The organism is Methylobacterium sp. NPDC080182 (genome assembly GCF_050281105.1).
Lineage (GTDB): Bacteria > Pseudomonadota > Alphaproteobacteria > Rhizobiales > Beijerinckiaceae > Methylobacterium.
Genome location: NZ_JBNNWO010000009.1, coordinates 87,607 through 101,975, shown reverse-complemented (window position 1 = coordinate 101,975; position 14,369 = coordinate 87,607). Strand labels below are relative to the sequence as shown.

Genomic DNA, 14,369 nt, shown 5'->3' with positions numbered 1-14,369 from the left:
GAACATCCCGGGGCGGCCACCGTTCTCACGGCATGCCCCGGACCCTGATCACCTGGACGCAGGACGAGACCGCCGGCGTGCCGCTCCCGCGCTTCGTCGGCCGGGTCGGGACGGTCGTCGTGGGGATCTGCGCCTACGACGGATCGAGCCGGTTCTGGACTTGGTGGAGCCCGCTGGCCGAGGACATCTGGGGGCACGGCCAGGACGCCGAGGGCGCCCGGCAGGGCTGCGAGGCCTGGCTGCGCGGATGGCTCGAGAACTTCAGGCCGTTCTTCACCTGACGCGGCCGGCCGCGAGGGCGCGGCCGGGCCGTCGGCGCGGGATCAGCGCATGAAGTGCGGCAGGCGCCGCTTCCAGCGCTCGCCGAGCCGCAGCTCGTTCGTCCGCCGCCCTGCCGTCGACCGGGGCGACGGGCCCTGACCCGACGTGGGACCCGACGCGGGACCGGACGCGGCCGGCGGCGGGACGCGGGCGGGCGCCGCGTCGACGGGCGGGGCCGGCGGCGGGGCGGTCGGCGCGGCCGGGCGCGGCGGCACCGTCTGCACCTGCGGGAGCGCGTCCCGCGCGGCCGCCCGCGGCCGCCCGCGCCGCGCCCGCGGCGCCGGGACGGTCTCGGCGGCGGGGTCCGTCGCGGCCTCGTCGGCGGCGGCTTCGAGGACCGGCTCGGCCGGGGCCTCGAACATCGGCACGAGGCTCGGCAGGACGCGGCGCACCGGTGCGTCCGGCACCTTCCGTTCCGGGCGCGGCGCCGGTGCCGCCTGAGGGGCGGGCGCGGGTGCGGGCGGCGCGAGGGCGGCCTGCGCCAGTTCCGGCCACAGGATCTTGTCCGGGCGCGGCCGCGCCTCGGTGGCAGTCAGCGTTGTGCGGGCCGAACGGGTCTGCTTGACTTCGACCATGAACGGTCGCGCGCTGCGGCGCTTCATGTAAGATGATCCTTGGAAGCATTCGAGCGCGCATGTCGGCGGCACGAACACACCGAGGTTAAGCCTGATCTCGGCCGTTGTCCAGAAAGACGACGTCGTACTGGTCAAATTTCTCTTTAGTCGAGATGGGCCGCGGTCGTTTCCAGGCCTCGGGTCGTGAAACCGAAGGCGTGATCGCCCGAGCACCTGCGGACACTGCCCCGTCGCCGTCCGGCGAGGGGGCGATCCGCTGCGGGGCGATCTGTTGCGGGACGGGCGTCGCGCGCGATCGGATCGTCCGGGATCAGGCGGCCTGCGCCTGCGCGGGCGCCGGGCGCCGCCGCAGGGGACCGGGCGCCCCGAACAGGGACTGGTACAGCGCGGCCGGCGTCCGCGCCTCGCCGCTGCCGTCCGTGATCGTCACCTCGGCCATGCCGGCCGCGATCAGGCTCATGCCCTGATCCAGGGCGGTCAGGACCGAGGCGTGCTGGTAGGCGAACCGGCGCGCGGACAGGCGTGCGGTGACGGTGAAGTGCATGACGACGATCCCGGGAATCCGGACCCCGCCGGGGTCCGGACGGCAACGGCGCGCGCGCGACGCGCTCAGGTGAGAACGGGGCTCCGGCAACGCCGCTGCCGGTCCGCACCTGCTCGCGGCCAATAAAGTCGTTATCTTGACGAAAGCTTGTTCATCCCCGCTTTGCACGAACAAGGCGCACAATTAGCGGCTGAATTTAGTGGTTGCCGCCGCGCCGCTGCCGTCACGCTTCAGTTCAGGCGGCGCCGCCGCTCCGCGACCTGCCGCCGGGCCAGCCGTCGCCCCAGCGCCATCAGCAGCGCGTCCGCCTCGGCCTTCAGGGCCGGATCGCCCAGCGCCGCGACGGCGTCCTGCGCGGCGAGGGCGTGCTCGACCGCCCGGTCCAGGGGCGTGTCGCCGAGGTCGGGCGCGGTCGCGCCGCCGATCGCCTCGCGCGCGCGCAGCGCCGTGATGTCCACGAGGATCCCGCGCCCGCCCGTCGGCCGGCCGCGACGGTCGCTGGTGAAGCGGCCGCGCGCCAGGACCCAGCGCATCCGGCCGTCGACGGAGATCACCCGGTACTCGGCGACGTAGGAACTCCCCGCCGCGACGCTGCGGCGGATCAGGGTGTCGACCCGGTCGCGGTCGTCGACGTGGATGGCCTCCTCGTAGACGGCCAGCGGGATGCCGGATTCCGCCGCGGTCGGATCGACCTTGAACAGGAGGGCCACCAGGGCGTCGACCCGCACCCGGTCCGTCGCGGGGTCCCACGCCCAGTGCCCGATCATGTCGGCGGAATCGAGCGCGATCTGGAAGGCTTCGGGACAGGTCTGACCGACGGACGCGTTGGTCTTGGGCATGGCGGTGTACGTGTGCGGCTCCGGTCCGGTCGATCTACGGGTTCGGTAGCTGCAACCTCAAGACTTCTTTGACGCATTCATGCAACTGTTGCGTGCTGGCCACTCGCGTCCCGCCGGTCTTCTGTATTATGAATGCTCGAGCCAGCCCGCGCGCCAGAGCCTGACCGCCGATGGGATCGAAGTCACCTGTCCGGAGCGGATCCTCCGGGGCTGCGGCGCCCGAGGACGACCTGTTCGAGCGCTCCGCACCGCCGCACGCGCCGGGTGCCGGGCGGCTGCTGCAGCGGATCGCCGACGCGCTGCAGGTTCCGGCCACCTCCCTGTACGGCCCTCCAGGTGCGGAGCGGGGCGCGGGCGTCGCGGGCGGGCGTGCCGACGAGGCCGACGCCCTGCTGCATGCCTACCGGCGCATCGACGATCCCGAGATCCGCCGCCGCGTCCTGACCCTCGTGCAGGATCTGGCGGCCGCACGCTGACCGGTGCGCCCGTGATGCGCTTGTGATGCGCTTGGCCCGCCGCGTGCTAACCTGAGCGGGATTGCAACGCTCGGGCGAGTCGGCATGCTGAACAGACGATCCTTCATGGCCCTGTCGGGGGCCGCCCTCGCGACCCCGGCGCTGGCGCAGGGCAGTGCCGCCCGGACGCTCAAGTTCATCCCGCAGGCCGACCTGACGGTGCTCGATCCGATCTGGACGACCGCCTACGTCACCCGGAATCACGGGCTCGCCGTCTTCGACACGCTCTACGGCACCGATGCCGCCTACGCCGCCCAGCCGCAGATGGTGGCGGGCCACACGGTGGAGAACGACGGCACGCTGTGGCGCCTCACCCTGCGGCCCGGGCTGACCTTCCACGACGGCAGCCCGGTCCTGGCCCGCGACTGCGTGGCGAGCGTCGCGCGCTGGGGCAAGCGCGACGCCATGGGCCAGACGCTCATGGCCTACACGGACGAGCTCTCGGCCCCGGATGACCGGACGATCCAGTTCCGCCTGAAGAAGCCCTTCGCGCTCCTGCCGGACGCGCTCGGCAAGGTCGGCTCCTCGATCTGCGCCATCATGCCGGAGCGTCTCGCCAAGACCGACCCGTTCACGCAGGTGACCGAGATGGTCGGCAGCGGCCCGTTCCGCTTCAAGGCGGACGAGCGCGTGGTCGGCGCCCGGGTGGTCTACGAGCGCTTTGCCGGCTACGTCCCCCGCGAGGGCGGCGAGCCGCAATGGACCTCGGGCCCGAAGCGCGTCCACGTCGACCGGGTCGAGTGGAACGTCATCCCCGACCAGGCGACCGCCGCCTCGGCCATGCAGACGGGCGAGATGGACTGGTGGGAGCAGCCGCCGGCCGACCTCGTGCCCACCCTCCGCGGGCTGACGACGCGGATCACCGACCCGACCGGCCTGATCGGCTGCCTGCGGATGAACCAGCTCCAGCCGCCCTTCGACAATCCGGCGATCCGGCAGGTGCTGCTGAAGGTCGTCGACCAGACCGACTTCATGCAGGCGGTGACCGGCACCGATCCCAAGCTGATCCACGTGCCGACCGGCTTCTTCTGCCCGGGCCTGCCCATGGCGAGCGATGTCGGCCTCGACGCCCTGACCAGCAAGCGCGACTACGCGGGCGCCAAGGCGGCGCTGGCGGCGGCCGGCTACAAGGGCGAGAAGGTGGTGCTGATGGGCGCCTCGGACTTCCCGAGCCTGAAGGCGCTCGCCGACGTGGCGGCCGACATGCTCACGCGCGCCGGCTTCAACGTCGACTATCAGGTCATGGACTGGGGCTCGGTGGTGCAGCGGCGCGCCAAGAAGGAGCCGGTCGCCCAGGGCGGCTGGAGCGCCTTCTGCACCTTCTGGGCGGGGCTCGACCAGGCGAATCCCGCGGTCAGCGCCTTCCTGCGCGGGACCGGACAGAGCGCCGCGATCGGCTGGCCCACCAGCGCGAGGATCGAGGCGCTGCGGGACCAGTGGCTGGACGCCCCGGACACCGCCGCGCGCAAGCGGCTCGCGGGCGAGCTCCAGCAGCAGGCCTTCGTCGACCTGCCCTACCTGCCCCTCGGGCAGTACTTTAACCAGACCTCGTACAAGCCGTCCCTGACCGGCGTCCTCGACGGCGTGCCGGTGTTCTGGAACGTCAAGAAGGGCTGAGGCGCAGGGGTCGCCCTCTTTCAAGACCTCGGGACGTGGGCGCGGGATCAGCGGCTCCAGGTCCGTGCGCGCCTTCTCCGGGTACCCGAACGCGGAGAGGGTCGCGGTCCGGCGACAGGGATCGCGCAGAACTGGCTCCGTGCCTTTGCGAGCGCAGCGAAGCAATCCAGCTGCGCCAAGCTTGACCGATGTCTCGCATCCCTGGGTTGCTTCGCTGCGCTCGCAAAGACGAACAGGCCATCGGCATCCCTACAGCCCCGCTGCACGAGCCTACTGTGTCGCCGGCACGGCGTAGTTCAACGGTATCCTGCCACACGAATACGCCGTTCCCTCCAACAAGTCCGATCGATTGAAGCCGCGCGAGCGCTTCCCAGCCGCATCGGGAACGGGGTAAGCAGATTCGGCACAGGTCACCGCCAGAGATGACCGGCCCGCGAGGAAGCCCGAGATATCCGTCTCACCGCCATCGCGGCGGTGCATCGACGCCCTCGACGCCGCGCGGATTCCATGACGCGACGAGGACACGCTCGATGACAGGCTTGGCGACAGGCTCCCCGGACGAGGCCGCCCTGGAACGCTCGGCGATGCGCAGGATCGGCTGGCGGCTCGTGCCGTTCCTGATCCTCGCCTACTTCGTCTCCTTCCTGGACCGCGTGAATGTCGGCTTCGCGGCGATCCAGATGAACCACGATGTCGGCCTCTCGGCGACCGTGTTCGGCTGGGGCGCCGGCATCTTCTTCCTCGGCTACTTCCTGATGGAGATCCCCAGCAACCTGATGCTGGAGCGCTTCGGGGCGCGGCTGTGGATCGCCCGGATCATGGCGACCTGGGGGCTCATCTCCGCCGCCATGGCCCTGGTGCAGGGGCCGTGGTCGTTCATCGGCCTGCGCTTCCTGCTGGGGCTCGCCGAGGCCGGCTTCTTCCCCGGCGTGATCCTCTACCTCACCTACTGGTTCCCCTCCGCCTACCGGGCGCGGATCATCGGGGTCTTCATGATCTCGATCCCGATCTCGTCGTTCCTGGGCTCGCCGATCTCCGGCGCGCTGCTCAACGTGACGGGGTTCGGCCTCGCCGGCTGGCAGTGGCTGTTCATCCTCGAGGGCCTGCCGGCGGTGTTCCTGGCCGTCGCGGTCCTGTGGCTCCTGCCGGACGGCCCGCGGGACGCGGCGTGGCTGCCGGCGGCCGAGCGGGACTGGCTGGAGCGGCAGCTCCGGGCCGAGGCGGCGCGCAACACCCGCAGCGGCCAGCCCGCGAAGCCGCCGCTCTGGGACATCCTGCGCGACCGGCGGCTCGCCCTCTTCGCCGCGATCTATTTCGGCTCGACGGCGAGCAGCTACGGGCTGTCGTTCTGGACGCCGCAGATCGTCAAGAGCTTCGGTCTCGGCAACGTCGAGACCGGGCTCCTGAACAGCATCCCGTACGGCTTCGCGTCCCTGGCGATGGTCCTCTGGGGCCGGCACAGCGACCGGACCGCCGAGCGGCGCTGGCACCTCGCGCTCTCGTTCCTGATCCTGGCGCTGGGGCTCGCGGGCGGCACGGTCCTGTCGGGGCTCGGCCCGGTTGTGGCGGCGCTGACGATCGCCGCCATGGGCGTCTACATGCTCAAGGGCCCGTTCTGGGCGCTCGCGACCGAGCAGATGCCGCCCGCCACCGCGGCGGCGAGCATCGCGGCCATCAACGCGGTCGGCAATCTCGGCGGCTTCCTCGGCCCCTACCTGATCGGCGCGATCAAGGACGGGACCGGCAGCTTCACTCTGAGCCTCCTGCCGCTCGTGGTCTTCGCCCTGCTCTCGGCCGCCCTGTCGCTGGTGCCGGGCCGCGCCCCGCGCCCCGACTCGGGCGCGCCGCGGCCGTCGGCCGTCTGAGCCCGCGGCGAACCGAGTCCGGGACCGGCCGGTTGGCCCGGTGCGGCCGCCGCCCGGCGCTGCGCCGGCCCGGACCGGCCCGGACCGGACGGGGTCCCGCGGGCCGTGACCGCGCCGCCGCCAGGAGATCGCCGTGCCCGAGCTCAACGCCATCCTGGAGACAGCGCTGTACGTCGCGGACCTCGACCGCGCCGAGGCCTTCTATCGCGACACGATGGGGTTGCGCTGCCTCTTCACCGACTTCCGCATGCGCGCCTTCGACGTCGGCGGCCGCGGCGTCCTCCTGCTCTTTCCGGAAGGCGGGTCCCTGCAGCCGATCGAGACGCCGGGCGGTCTCATACCGCCCCATGACGGCCGCGGCCCGGCCCATATCGCGTTCTCGATCGACGCCGACGCCCTCGCGCCCTGGGAGGACCATCTCGCGGCCGCCGGCGTGGCCGTCGAGGGCCGAACCCGCTGGCCGCGGGGGGGCGTCAGCGTCTACTTCCGCGACCCGGACGGGCACCTGCTCGAGCTGGCCACACCCGGCCTCTGGAAGGGCTACTGAGGCGGCGCCGGGTCAAGTCCGGGTCGAGGCCGGGTCGAGGCCGGGCCGGATTCTGGCCGCCTGAACGGCGAAGGGGCCGCCTCCTGTGGGAAGCGGCCCCTTCGCGTGTCGGGTCGGGTGCGACGGTCGGGATGCGAGCGTCGCACCCGACCGTCGCTGGTCGATCTCAGTAGGAGCCGAACTTGTAGTTCAGGCCGGCGCGGACGACGGCGAACTCGTCGGAGCGGCGACCGATGCCGCTGTAGACGACCGGGAAGTTGTTGGCGGCGTTGATGACGAACGCGCCCTGGTTGCGGGTGTTGCGGTCGAGGTTGACGTACAGGCCTTCGACCTTGAGCGTCACGGCCGAGGAGCGGAAGAAGTTCAGGAACGAGTCGGTGGGCAGGGCGTACTCGATGCCGCCGCCGACGGCCCAGCCGGTGCGGAAGCTGTCGTTGCCGGCGTAGCCGCCGAAGGAGCGGTCGGCGCTGCCCGAGCCGTAGGCGAAGCCGCCGGTGCCGTACACGAGGGTGCGGTCGAAGGCGTAGCCGAGGCGGCCGCGGACGGTGCCGAAGAAGTCGAGGCTGGAGAGGCCGCGCGGGTCGGTGACGTAGTAGCCGGGGGCCAGCGCGCCGGAGATGAAGGCGCTGTTCCGGTTACGGCCGAAGTCGAGGTACTGGGCGTCGGCCTCGACACCGATCACGAGGCCGGAGCCGGGGGTGATCTGCCAGTTGTAGCCGATCTGGCCACCGCCGGAGAAGCCGTCCTGGCTGCGGTTGCGGAAGGAGGCGACGGTGCCGGGGGCGGCGTAGGGGAAGGGGACGGCGAAGGTGTTGCCGGTGTTGCGGTCGCTGGCGTCGAAGGCGTAGCCGGCGTTGATACCGAAGTAGGCGCCGGTCCAGGTGAAGACCGGGACGGGGGTGAACACCGGCGGCGGGGCGGCGCGGCGCGGCAGGTCGGCGGCCGAGGCGGCGCCGGTCAGGAGAGCCGTGGCGGCGCTCGCGAGCAGAAGCTTCTTGATCATCTGGTCCTCTGTCTCCCGTTGGACGGGATGTGTGCGGGGCGGACAGGACGTCAGGATGTGCGGGCGCGATAGTGCATTGTTGCAACAGCGCCGACGGGGGTCCGGAGCCGGTGGACCGAAAGGTGCGCTGGAGCACATCATCGCGGCGTCGTGATCCGGTGTCGCGGAACTATTTCGCGACTTCTGTCGCGGAGTTCCGCCGCGACGACCAATATGCGCACGCTGCGACCGCACATCTCCGCGCGCCCGATCGCGTCGGCGAAACGCTTGATCCAGGTTGTTGCCCACCGCGCCGGTGCCCGGCAGTCTTGTGCAGCGGCACCGCATGGGGCGTTGCCCGATCGATCGGAGTGCTCGCGGCCGCGTCCCACATGGATGAACTCTCCCTGGATCCCGCCTCGGGTCTGGTTCGGGCCGCCCATCGCCTGGCGACCGCCCGGTCCCTGGAGGACACGGTCGCGATCCTGCGCGAGACCGCGCGGGAGATCGCGGGCTCCGACGGGATCGCGGTGGTTCTGCGCGAGGGCGACGCCTCCTTCTACGCCGCCGAGGACGCGATCGAGCCGCTGTGGCGCGGCCGCAGGTTCCCGCTGACGGCGTGCATCTCGGGCCGCGCGATGCTCGACGACGCGACCATCGTGATCCCGGACATCGAGTGCGATCCCCGGGTGCCGCTCGCCCTCTACCGCCTGACCTCGATGCGCAGCCTCGTGATGGTTCCGATCGGCTCGCCCGAGCCCGTCGCCGCACTGGGCGCCTACTGGTGCGCCTCGGTCATCCCGGACGACGCGACGGTCCGCCGGCTCGAGGATCTGGCCCGGCACGCGGCCACCGCCCTGGCGCGGCCGCGCTCGGCGGGATCGTGACGGTCGCGGCCGCGCGGGTCCGCGGCCGCAGGATCCCGTTCCGGCCGGGATCGATCGGCCGTCCCGGCCGTTCCCCGCCCTCAGGCCCCCGCACGGAAGACCTAGACCCGCCACATGAAGCGCCTCACCCTCATCGGCATCTTCATCGTCCTGCTGCTCGCCATCGTGGCGATCGCGGCCACGTGGTCGAAGGTCACGCCCGTTAATCCGGCGGTCGCGCCGGACACGTCCGCGACGCCCAACCCCACCGGCGAGCGGAAATGAGGCCGCGCTGACGCATCGCCCGGTACGCCGGTCCCGGCGACCGCGCCGGGAACATGCGGGGACCTCCCGCCTTGGGCCTACACGAAGGACCGCAGGGAGGGACGGATGGGACAGGATGTCGACGCCGCACGCGAGGCCCTGGGGACCGTCCCGCCGGGCCGGCCGGCAGCCCCGGAGAAGCGGGCCGACCCGGCGGCCGGCGGCAGCGGTCCCCACGCCCCGGGCCCCGTTGATCCCGGCTCCGACGCGGCGCCGGAGAGCGGCGGCTACGACACCCGACCGCCCGCGCCGCAGCCCGACAACCGGAAGGGCGGGTACGGCGCCGGCTGAGGCGCGCGAACCCCCTTCATCCGTCTATCGCCCTCAAGGCGCGGCGCTTTGCCTGTGCCGGGGCGCGCGGGTCACCCGTCGAAGTCGCCTGCGGGCGCGCGGGGTCGCTCGGCGGCGCTGATCGGCGTCGTTCGAGGCTGTCGCGCGGTCGGCCGGGTCGCCCCCGTCCGGACGCGCCGAGATCCTCTGCGGTCGATGCAGACGTGCAACGAACGGCGCACCCGTCGGCCTCCGCACGGCGCGAGAAAATCTAGAGATATTCATCGAGTCTTCGTTCTATATTTACGCTGTTTAAACCCTTGCCGCGCCCAAACCGTGGGAACGTAAATCGCTCGCTGGAAGTCCGATCATGAATGAGACCTTCGATGAGACATCCAACACCTTGGCCGTGATGACCGCCGAGCTTGTGGCCGCCTACGTGTCGAACAATCCGGTGCCGGCCGCGGAGCTGCCGGCCCTGATCGCACGGGTGCACGGCGCGATCAGCGGACTCGTCGCCGGGACGCCGGCGGCGCAGGCCGGCGCGGCCCCGCAGGCCGAGGTCGAGAAGCCGAGCGCGGCCCAGATCCGCAAGTCGGTCCGGCACGACGGGATCGTCAGCTTCATCGACGGCAAGCTCTACAAGACGCTGAAGCGCCACTTGGCCAGCCACGGCCTGGATCCGCGCAGCTACCGCGCCAGCTACGGCCTGCCGACCGACTATCCGATGGTCGCCCCCGGTTACGCCGAGCAGCGCTCCGCCCTCGCCAAGGCGATCGGCCTCGGCCAGCCCGGCGCCATGGCGCGGCGCGGCGGCACGGACCACTGATCCCCGACAGGCGCGTCGCCGCCCGGGCGGCGAGACCGCCGGCTGCCCGGCCGACCGCGCGGGTATCGCTGGGCGGTCAACCCTCCGGGCCGGCGCGGCGCTTCTCCCGGACCCCGCCCGCCCCGGTGCGGCCGCGGGCGTAGCCCAGCGATATCAGCCCGCCCTGCCGGGCGAGGCGCCGCTCCAGCGCGTCGAGATCGACCAGAGCGTCCGCGATGGCCGCGACGAGCGCGGCCCACGCGTCACCCTTCGCCGCCCTGTGATAGGCCACGGCGATCGTCTCGGCCTCCCTGAGACGAATCTCCGCAGGGGCCGCCTCGGGATCTGGGTGCATCGCCGTCCGAATCCGTATAGAACATATCACGAACAAAGCGCATCGGCGCGGTGGGTTCAACCGCGGATGCGCCCCGTTCTCGGATCGCGGTGGAGTGCTGTGGATTGATCGAGGGAAGCTCAATGCCGACGCGGCTTTACCGCTTCCACTGCACGGACGGCCACGAGCTGGTGACCGACCTGCGCGGCAGCCGGTTTCCGAACGCGGCGCAGGTGCGGGCCCACGCCGATCGGGTCGCGCTCGCGCTGATGGAGCGGGTCGTGGAGCGGTTCGACTGGTCGGGCTGGCAGGTCGAGGTCTACGACGCCAAGGGGCGCCGGGTCTGGATCCGGGCGTTCCCGGATGTGTGCGTCGACAGGCGGGCCGCCTGAGACGGGTGGCCGAGCAGAAGGAGAAGCAGATGGCGTTCAAGCCGAGATCCGCCGCCGAGACCAAGGCGCGCGACCTGGGTCTGGCCCTGGCCCGGATCGCCGAGGACGCGGGCACGCCGGCCCATATCGGCGTCGACCGCTTGCGGCGCGCGAGCCCCCGGCTGACCCCGCTGGCGGTGGGTCAGATGGTGCGCCGGGAGCGGGACACCGTCGAGGCGACCCTGGCCGAGCGCGGTCTGGCGCTCGTCGACTATTCCGATCAGGGGCCGGGTCGCGGGATGGAATTCGTCATCGACGCGGCGGCCTGAGCGGCGCGGGTCAGGCCGCCGCCGGGCGGCTCCGCAGAAGGCGGCCGACCAGGCGGAACGGCAGGAGCGGCAGCTTGATCAGCGCCGTGACCACCAGCACCGCCACGACGGTGAGAAGCGCGAGAACAGAGTTCATCATGCGCGTCGGACTCCCATGACCGGCTCGCCCCTCGGGCCGGGTGCGCTACGAGGCGCCCGGATCACGGCGAGACTATGGACGGTCGGGCGCCATTCGGTCGCAGCCGGACATCCGCGCGGGGCACTGGATACCGGGCCCCGTTCAGGCGGTTCTTCCCGGCAGGCCTGCCCCGGTCAGGCCGCCACACGCGGAGAGGAGTTCGGTATGCGCACGCGTCTCGCCGGAAGATCGGCCGCGCTCGCGGCCGCGGCCGCGCTCTCGGTGATCGGGTCGTCCGCGGCCCCCGCCCGGGCACAGCCGGCGGCACAGGCGCAGGTGGCCGTGCGCTACGCCGCGCCGGAGCGGTTCACCGATGCCGAGAACCGCTTCGGCTCCGGGCAGCCGCTCCGGGTCACCCTGGCCGAGCTGACCCGGATCTTCACGGATCTCGGCACGGCGCGGCTCCGCCCCGACGAGCGTCTCGACATCACGGTGCTCGACGTCGATCTGGCGGGCTTCGACCGGCCCGGCTTCGCGACCCCGACCGGCCTGCGGGTCGTGACGGACGCCACGCCGCCGCGGATCCGCCTCGCCTACAGCCTGCGTCGCGGCGGCCGCACCGTGGCACAGGGCGCGGACACGGTGACGGACATCAACTTCCTGCTGACGTCCAATCCCCGCTTCTCCACCGGCGGCCTCTACTACGAGCGGCAGATCCTGCGCGACTGGTTCGCCCGGCGCTTCCCGGAGCCCGCGGGCCGCGGCTAGAACCCGTCTGCCGGCCCGACGACGCGACCGGGCCGGAGCCGGCGGCGCCCCTACCGGGCAGAGAAGCGGTGTAGTAGCGTCGGCGTGACCCGCATGCCGGGCCGGCCGACCCGACCGGTCGCGGACCGGGCTTCCACCCTCTGCGCTCGCCCGAGCCGGAGTCTCACGAGTCGGTCACCGCATGAGCGAGGCCCGCATCTTCTCGGCCGGCTGCAGCGAACTCGCCGACCTCGTCCGGAGCTTCGACTGGGCGAGGACGCCGCTGGGTCCCATCGCCGACTGGCCGCAGAGCCTGGTCTTCGCGGTCAGCACGCTGCTGCAATCGCCGGTGCCGATCGTGCTGCTATGGGGCGAGGACGGCATCATGATCTACAACGACGCCTATTCGGGCTTCGCGGGCGGCCGCCATCCCGAGCTCCTCGGCTCGAAGGTGCGCGAGGGTTGGCCGGAGGTCGCCGACTTCAACGACAACGTCATGCGCGTCGGCCTCGCCGGCGGGACGCTGTCGTACAAGGACCAGCAACTGACCCTGCACCGCTACGGCCGGCCCGAGCCGGTCTGGATGAATCTCGACTACTCGCCGGTCTTCGGGGAGGACGGGCGTCCGGCCGGGGTCATCGCCATCGTGGTCGAGAGCACCGAGCGGGTTCTGGCCGAGCGCCGCCTGCGCGCGAGCGAGGAGCTGTTCCGCACCCTCGCCCAGGGCATCCCCCAGCTCGTCTGGCGCGCCGCGATCGACGGGGCCTGCATCTGGTCGAGCCCGCAATGGCACGCCTATACCGGGCAGACCGACGCGACGAGCCTGGGCTGGGGCTGGCTGGCGGCGGTCCATCCGGACGATGAGGCGGTCGCCGCGGCCGCGTGGCGCGAGGCGCCGGTGAGCGGCAACCTCTCCTTCGAGCACCGGCTCCGCAACGCCGCCGAGGACCGGTTCTGCTGGTTCCAGACCCGCGCCGCGCCGGTCCGCGACGCTCAGGGCCGGATCGTCGAGTGGCTCGGCACCTCGACCGACATCGACGATCTGCGCCAGCTCCAGGAGCGGCAGCAGGTCATGGTCGCCGAGCTGCAGCACCGGACCCGGAACCTCCTCGGCGTCGTGCGCTCCATCGCCAAGCAGACCATGGCCCAGACCGGGCCCGGCGAGACGTTCCGGCAGCGGTTCAACGATCGCCTGTCCGCCCTCTCGCGGGTCCAGGGCCTCCTCTCGCGCTCCGATCAGGAACCGATCACGCTCCGCTCCCTGATCGAGACGGAACTCGCCGCCCTCGACGCCCCGGCCATGCCGGCGCGCATCCGGCTGCACGGGCCCGTGGTGCGGCTGCGCAAGGCGACGGTGCAGACCTTCGCGCTGGCCCTGCACGAGCTCGCCACCAACGCGCTGAAATACGGCGCGCTCACCACCGCGCAGGGACGCCTGAGCGTGACGTGGCGGACCTACCGGGCGGACGACGGCGGCGGCCGGCTGCTGGTGGAATGGGTGGAGGAGGGTCTCGTTCGCGGACCGGAGCTGGCGGACGCGGCGCCGCGGGGCGGCTACGGGCGGGAACTGATCGAGCACGCCCTGCCCTACGCCCTGAAGGCGACGACCAGCTACGAACTCGGCGCCACGGCGCTACATTGCTCGATCAACATCCCGCTCCCCGAGGGAGAAGCCGCAGGCAACCCCGCATGACCTCGAAACCACGCGCGCTGGCCGGCAGGCGGGTCCTGCTCGTCGAGGACGACTACTTCATCGCCGTCGATCTCAAGTCCGGCTTCGAGGAAGGCGGTGCCCAGGTGCTGGGTCCGGTGGCGAGCGTCGGCGAGGCGCTGGCGCTGATTGCCGGCACGACCGAGATCGACGCCGCGGTCCTCGACATCAACCTGCAGGACGAGCTGGTCTATCCGGTGGCCGACGCGCTGCACGCGCGCGGCGTGCCCTTCCTGTTCGCGACCGGCTACGATCCGGTCGCCGTGCCGTCGCTCCACGGCGCCGTCGCCCTGTGCCAGAAGCCGATCGACCCGCAGGTCGTGGCGCGGGCGCTGTTCGGCTGACATTTCCCAGCTGGCGGTGGCGCGGGCCGCGGCGGCGCGGAGGATGTTTCCCGTGAAACATCCGCGCGGGCATCGATCCCGCGCCGCCGCCGGCGCCGCACGTCAGCGATCCCCGAAGAGGCGCACGATCGCGCCGGCGGCCAGCCACAGGCCTCTCAGGAGCCACCAGACCAGCCGGCCCGCCTGGACCAGCAGCTCGACGGCTTCGAGACCGTCGAGCACGCGCCGGAAGAAGCCGCGCCGGCGGACTGCCAGTGCGGGCTCGGGCGGTGGCTTATCCGGGCCGTCTCTCCCGCGCATGCGCGCCTCCGGACCACGGCGCCGGCCGGGTAAAGGCGGCGC

Annotated in this window: 21 protein-coding genes; 14 read left to right on the top strand and 7 right to left on the bottom strand. The window is 72.1% G+C overall.

From position 1 onward, the window contains the following. Nucleotides 1–32 precede the first annotated feature (32 nt). Nucleotides 33–281, top strand: coding sequence for a hypothetical protein (locus tag ACQKQD_RS16885; protein ID WP_020094086.1), 249 nt, complete (start codon nt 33–35; stop codon nt 279–281). Between the two features lie 42 nt (nt 282–323). On the opposite strand, the gene ACQKQD_RS16880 is transcribed toward ACQKQD_RS16885, so the two are convergent. From ACQKQD_RS16880 to ACQKQD_RS16870, 3 genes are all read right to left on the bottom strand, one after another. Further along, nucleotides 324–923, bottom strand: a complete 600-nt coding sequence (locus tag ACQKQD_RS16880) for a hypothetical protein (protein ID WP_427508937.1) — start codon at nt 921–923, stop codon at nt 324–326. Between the two features lie 283 nt (nt 924–1,206). Then, nucleotides 1,207–1,440 (bottom strand): hypothetical protein, encoded by a 234-nt coding sequence (locus ACQKQD_RS16875; RefSeq protein ID WP_100252464.1) that lies wholly within the window; start codon nt 1,438–1,440, stop codon nt 1,207–1,209. 230 nt (nt 1,441–1,670) lie between these two features. Next, a complete protein-coding gene (locus tag ACQKQD_RS16870; protein WP_056533577.1) occupies nt 1,671–2,279 on the bottom strand; it encodes a PAS domain-containing protein in 609 nt (202 codons plus the stop codon). Nucleotides 2,280–2,449: 170 nt separating this feature from the next. On the opposite strand from ACQKQD_RS16870, the gene ACQKQD_RS16865 reads away from it, so the two are divergent. From ACQKQD_RS16865 to ACQKQD_RS16850, 4 genes are all read left to right on the top strand, one after another. Next, entirely contained in the window at nt 2,450–2,755 is a 306-nt protein-coding gene (locus tag ACQKQD_RS16865) for a hypothetical protein (protein ID WP_091978905.1), read from the top strand. 84 nt (nt 2,756–2,839) lie between these two features. Then, complete coding sequence (locus ACQKQD_RS16860; RefSeq protein ID WP_091680902.1) at nt 2,840–4,411, top strand: ABC transporter substrate-binding protein; 1,572 nt, start codon at nt 2,840–2,842, stop codon at nt 4,409–4,411. Between the two features lie 530 nt (nt 4,412–4,941). Continuing rightward, on the top strand, nt 4,942–6,276 hold the full coding sequence (locus ACQKQD_RS16855) for an MFS transporter (protein WP_056533571.1): 1,335 nt from the start codon (nt 4,942–4,944) through the stop codon (nt 6,274–6,276). 133 nt (nt 6,277–6,409) lie between these two features. After that, nucleotides 6,410–6,823 (top strand): VOC family protein, encoded by a 414-nt coding sequence (locus tag ACQKQD_RS16850; RefSeq protein ID WP_020094093.1) that lies wholly within the window; start codon nt 6,410–6,412, stop codon nt 6,821–6,823. A 166-nt stretch (nt 6,824–6,989) separates the two neighbouring features. On the opposite strand, the gene ACQKQD_RS16845 is transcribed toward ACQKQD_RS16850, so the two are convergent. Further along, nucleotides 6,990–7,826: an outer membrane protein gene (locus ACQKQD_RS16845; RefSeq protein ID WP_427508936.1), complete on the bottom strand. Its 837-nt coding sequence runs from the start codon at nt 7,824–7,826 to the stop codon at nt 6,990–6,992. Between the two features lie 371 nt (nt 7,827–8,197). On the opposite strand from ACQKQD_RS16845, the gene ACQKQD_RS16840 reads away from it, so the two are divergent. The 4 genes from ACQKQD_RS16840 to ACQKQD_RS16825 all read left to right on the top strand — a co-directional run bounded on the left by ACQKQD_RS16840 (nt 8,198) and on the right by ACQKQD_RS16825 (nt 10,094). Further along, nucleotides 8,198–8,692, top strand: coding sequence for a GAF domain-containing protein (locus ACQKQD_RS16840; RefSeq protein ID WP_427508935.1), 495 nt, complete (start codon nt 8,198–8,200; stop codon nt 8,690–8,692). A gap of 114 nt (nt 8,693–8,806) precedes the next feature. After that, on the top strand, nt 8,807–8,956 hold the full coding sequence (locus ACQKQD_RS16835; RefSeq protein WP_020096531.1) for a hypothetical protein: 150 nt from the start codon (nt 8,807–8,809) through the stop codon (nt 8,954–8,956). Between the two features lie 105 nt (nt 8,957–9,061). Further along, on the top strand, nt 9,062–9,286 hold the full coding sequence (locus ACQKQD_RS16830) for a hypothetical protein (RefSeq protein WP_020096530.1): 225 nt from the start codon (nt 9,062–9,064) through the stop codon (nt 9,284–9,286). Between the two features lie 349 nt (nt 9,287–9,635). Further along, complete coding sequence (locus ACQKQD_RS16825; protein WP_427508934.1) at nt 9,636–10,094, top strand: MucR family transcriptional regulator; 459 nt, start codon at nt 9,636–9,638, stop codon at nt 10,092–10,094. Nucleotides 10,095–10,170: 76 nt separating this feature from the next. Here ACQKQD_RS16825 and ACQKQD_RS16820 read toward each other — a convergent pair whose 3' ends face one another. Next, nucleotides 10,171–10,428, bottom strand: a complete 258-nt coding sequence (locus ACQKQD_RS16820; RefSeq protein WP_020096528.1) for a hypothetical protein — start codon at nt 10,426–10,428, stop codon at nt 10,171–10,173. Between the two features lie 122 nt (nt 10,429–10,550). Here ACQKQD_RS16820 and ACQKQD_RS16815 point away from each other — a divergent pair, with 122 nt between their 5' ends. Beyond that, nucleotides 10,551–10,799, top strand: a complete 249-nt coding sequence (locus ACQKQD_RS16815; protein ID WP_020096527.1) for a DUF6894 family protein — start codon at nt 10,551–10,553, stop codon at nt 10,797–10,799. Nucleotides 10,800–10,828: 29 nt separating this feature from the next. After that, entirely contained in the window at nt 10,829–11,107 is a 279-nt protein-coding gene (locus ACQKQD_RS16810) for a hypothetical protein (protein WP_026605481.1), read from the top strand. A 10-nt stretch (nt 11,108–11,117) separates the two neighbouring features. Here ACQKQD_RS16810 and ACQKQD_RS16805 read toward each other — a convergent pair whose 3' ends face one another. After that, nucleotides 11,118–11,246, bottom strand: a complete 129-nt coding sequence (locus ACQKQD_RS16805) for a hypothetical protein (RefSeq protein WP_020096525.1) — start codon at nt 11,244–11,246, stop codon at nt 11,118–11,120. Nucleotides 11,247–11,450: 204 nt separating this feature from the next. Here ACQKQD_RS16805 and ACQKQD_RS16800 point away from each other — a divergent pair, with 204 nt between their 5' ends. From ACQKQD_RS16800 to ACQKQD_RS16790, 3 genes are all read left to right on the top strand, one after another. After that, nucleotides 11,451–11,993 carry a DUF3016 domain-containing protein gene (locus ACQKQD_RS16800; protein WP_091982126.1) on the top strand — a complete coding sequence of 181 codons (543 nt, stop codon included), beginning with the start codon at nt 11,451–11,453 and terminating at the stop codon, nt 11,991–11,993. A gap of 181 nt (nt 11,994–12,174) precedes the next feature. After that, nucleotides 12,175–13,665, top strand: a complete 1,491-nt coding sequence (locus ACQKQD_RS16795) for a sensor histidine kinase (protein WP_427508933.1) — start codon at nt 12,175–12,177, stop codon at nt 13,663–13,665. After that, nucleotides 13,662–14,027: a response regulator gene (locus ACQKQD_RS16790; RefSeq protein ID WP_042672258.1), complete on the top strand. Its 366-nt coding sequence runs from the start codon at nt 13,662–13,664 to the stop codon at nt 14,025–14,027. The genes ACQKQD_RS16795 and ACQKQD_RS16790 overlap by 4 nt, the downstream gene beginning before the upstream one ends. A gap of 102 nt (nt 14,028–14,129) precedes the next feature. Here the strand turns inward: ACQKQD_RS16790 and ACQKQD_RS16785 are convergent, their stop codons facing one another. Beyond that, a complete protein-coding gene (locus tag ACQKQD_RS16785) occupies nt 14,130–14,327 on the bottom strand; it encodes a hypothetical protein (protein WP_100253874.1) in 198 nt (65 codons plus the stop codon). Nucleotides 14,328–14,369 lie beyond the last annotated feature (42 nt).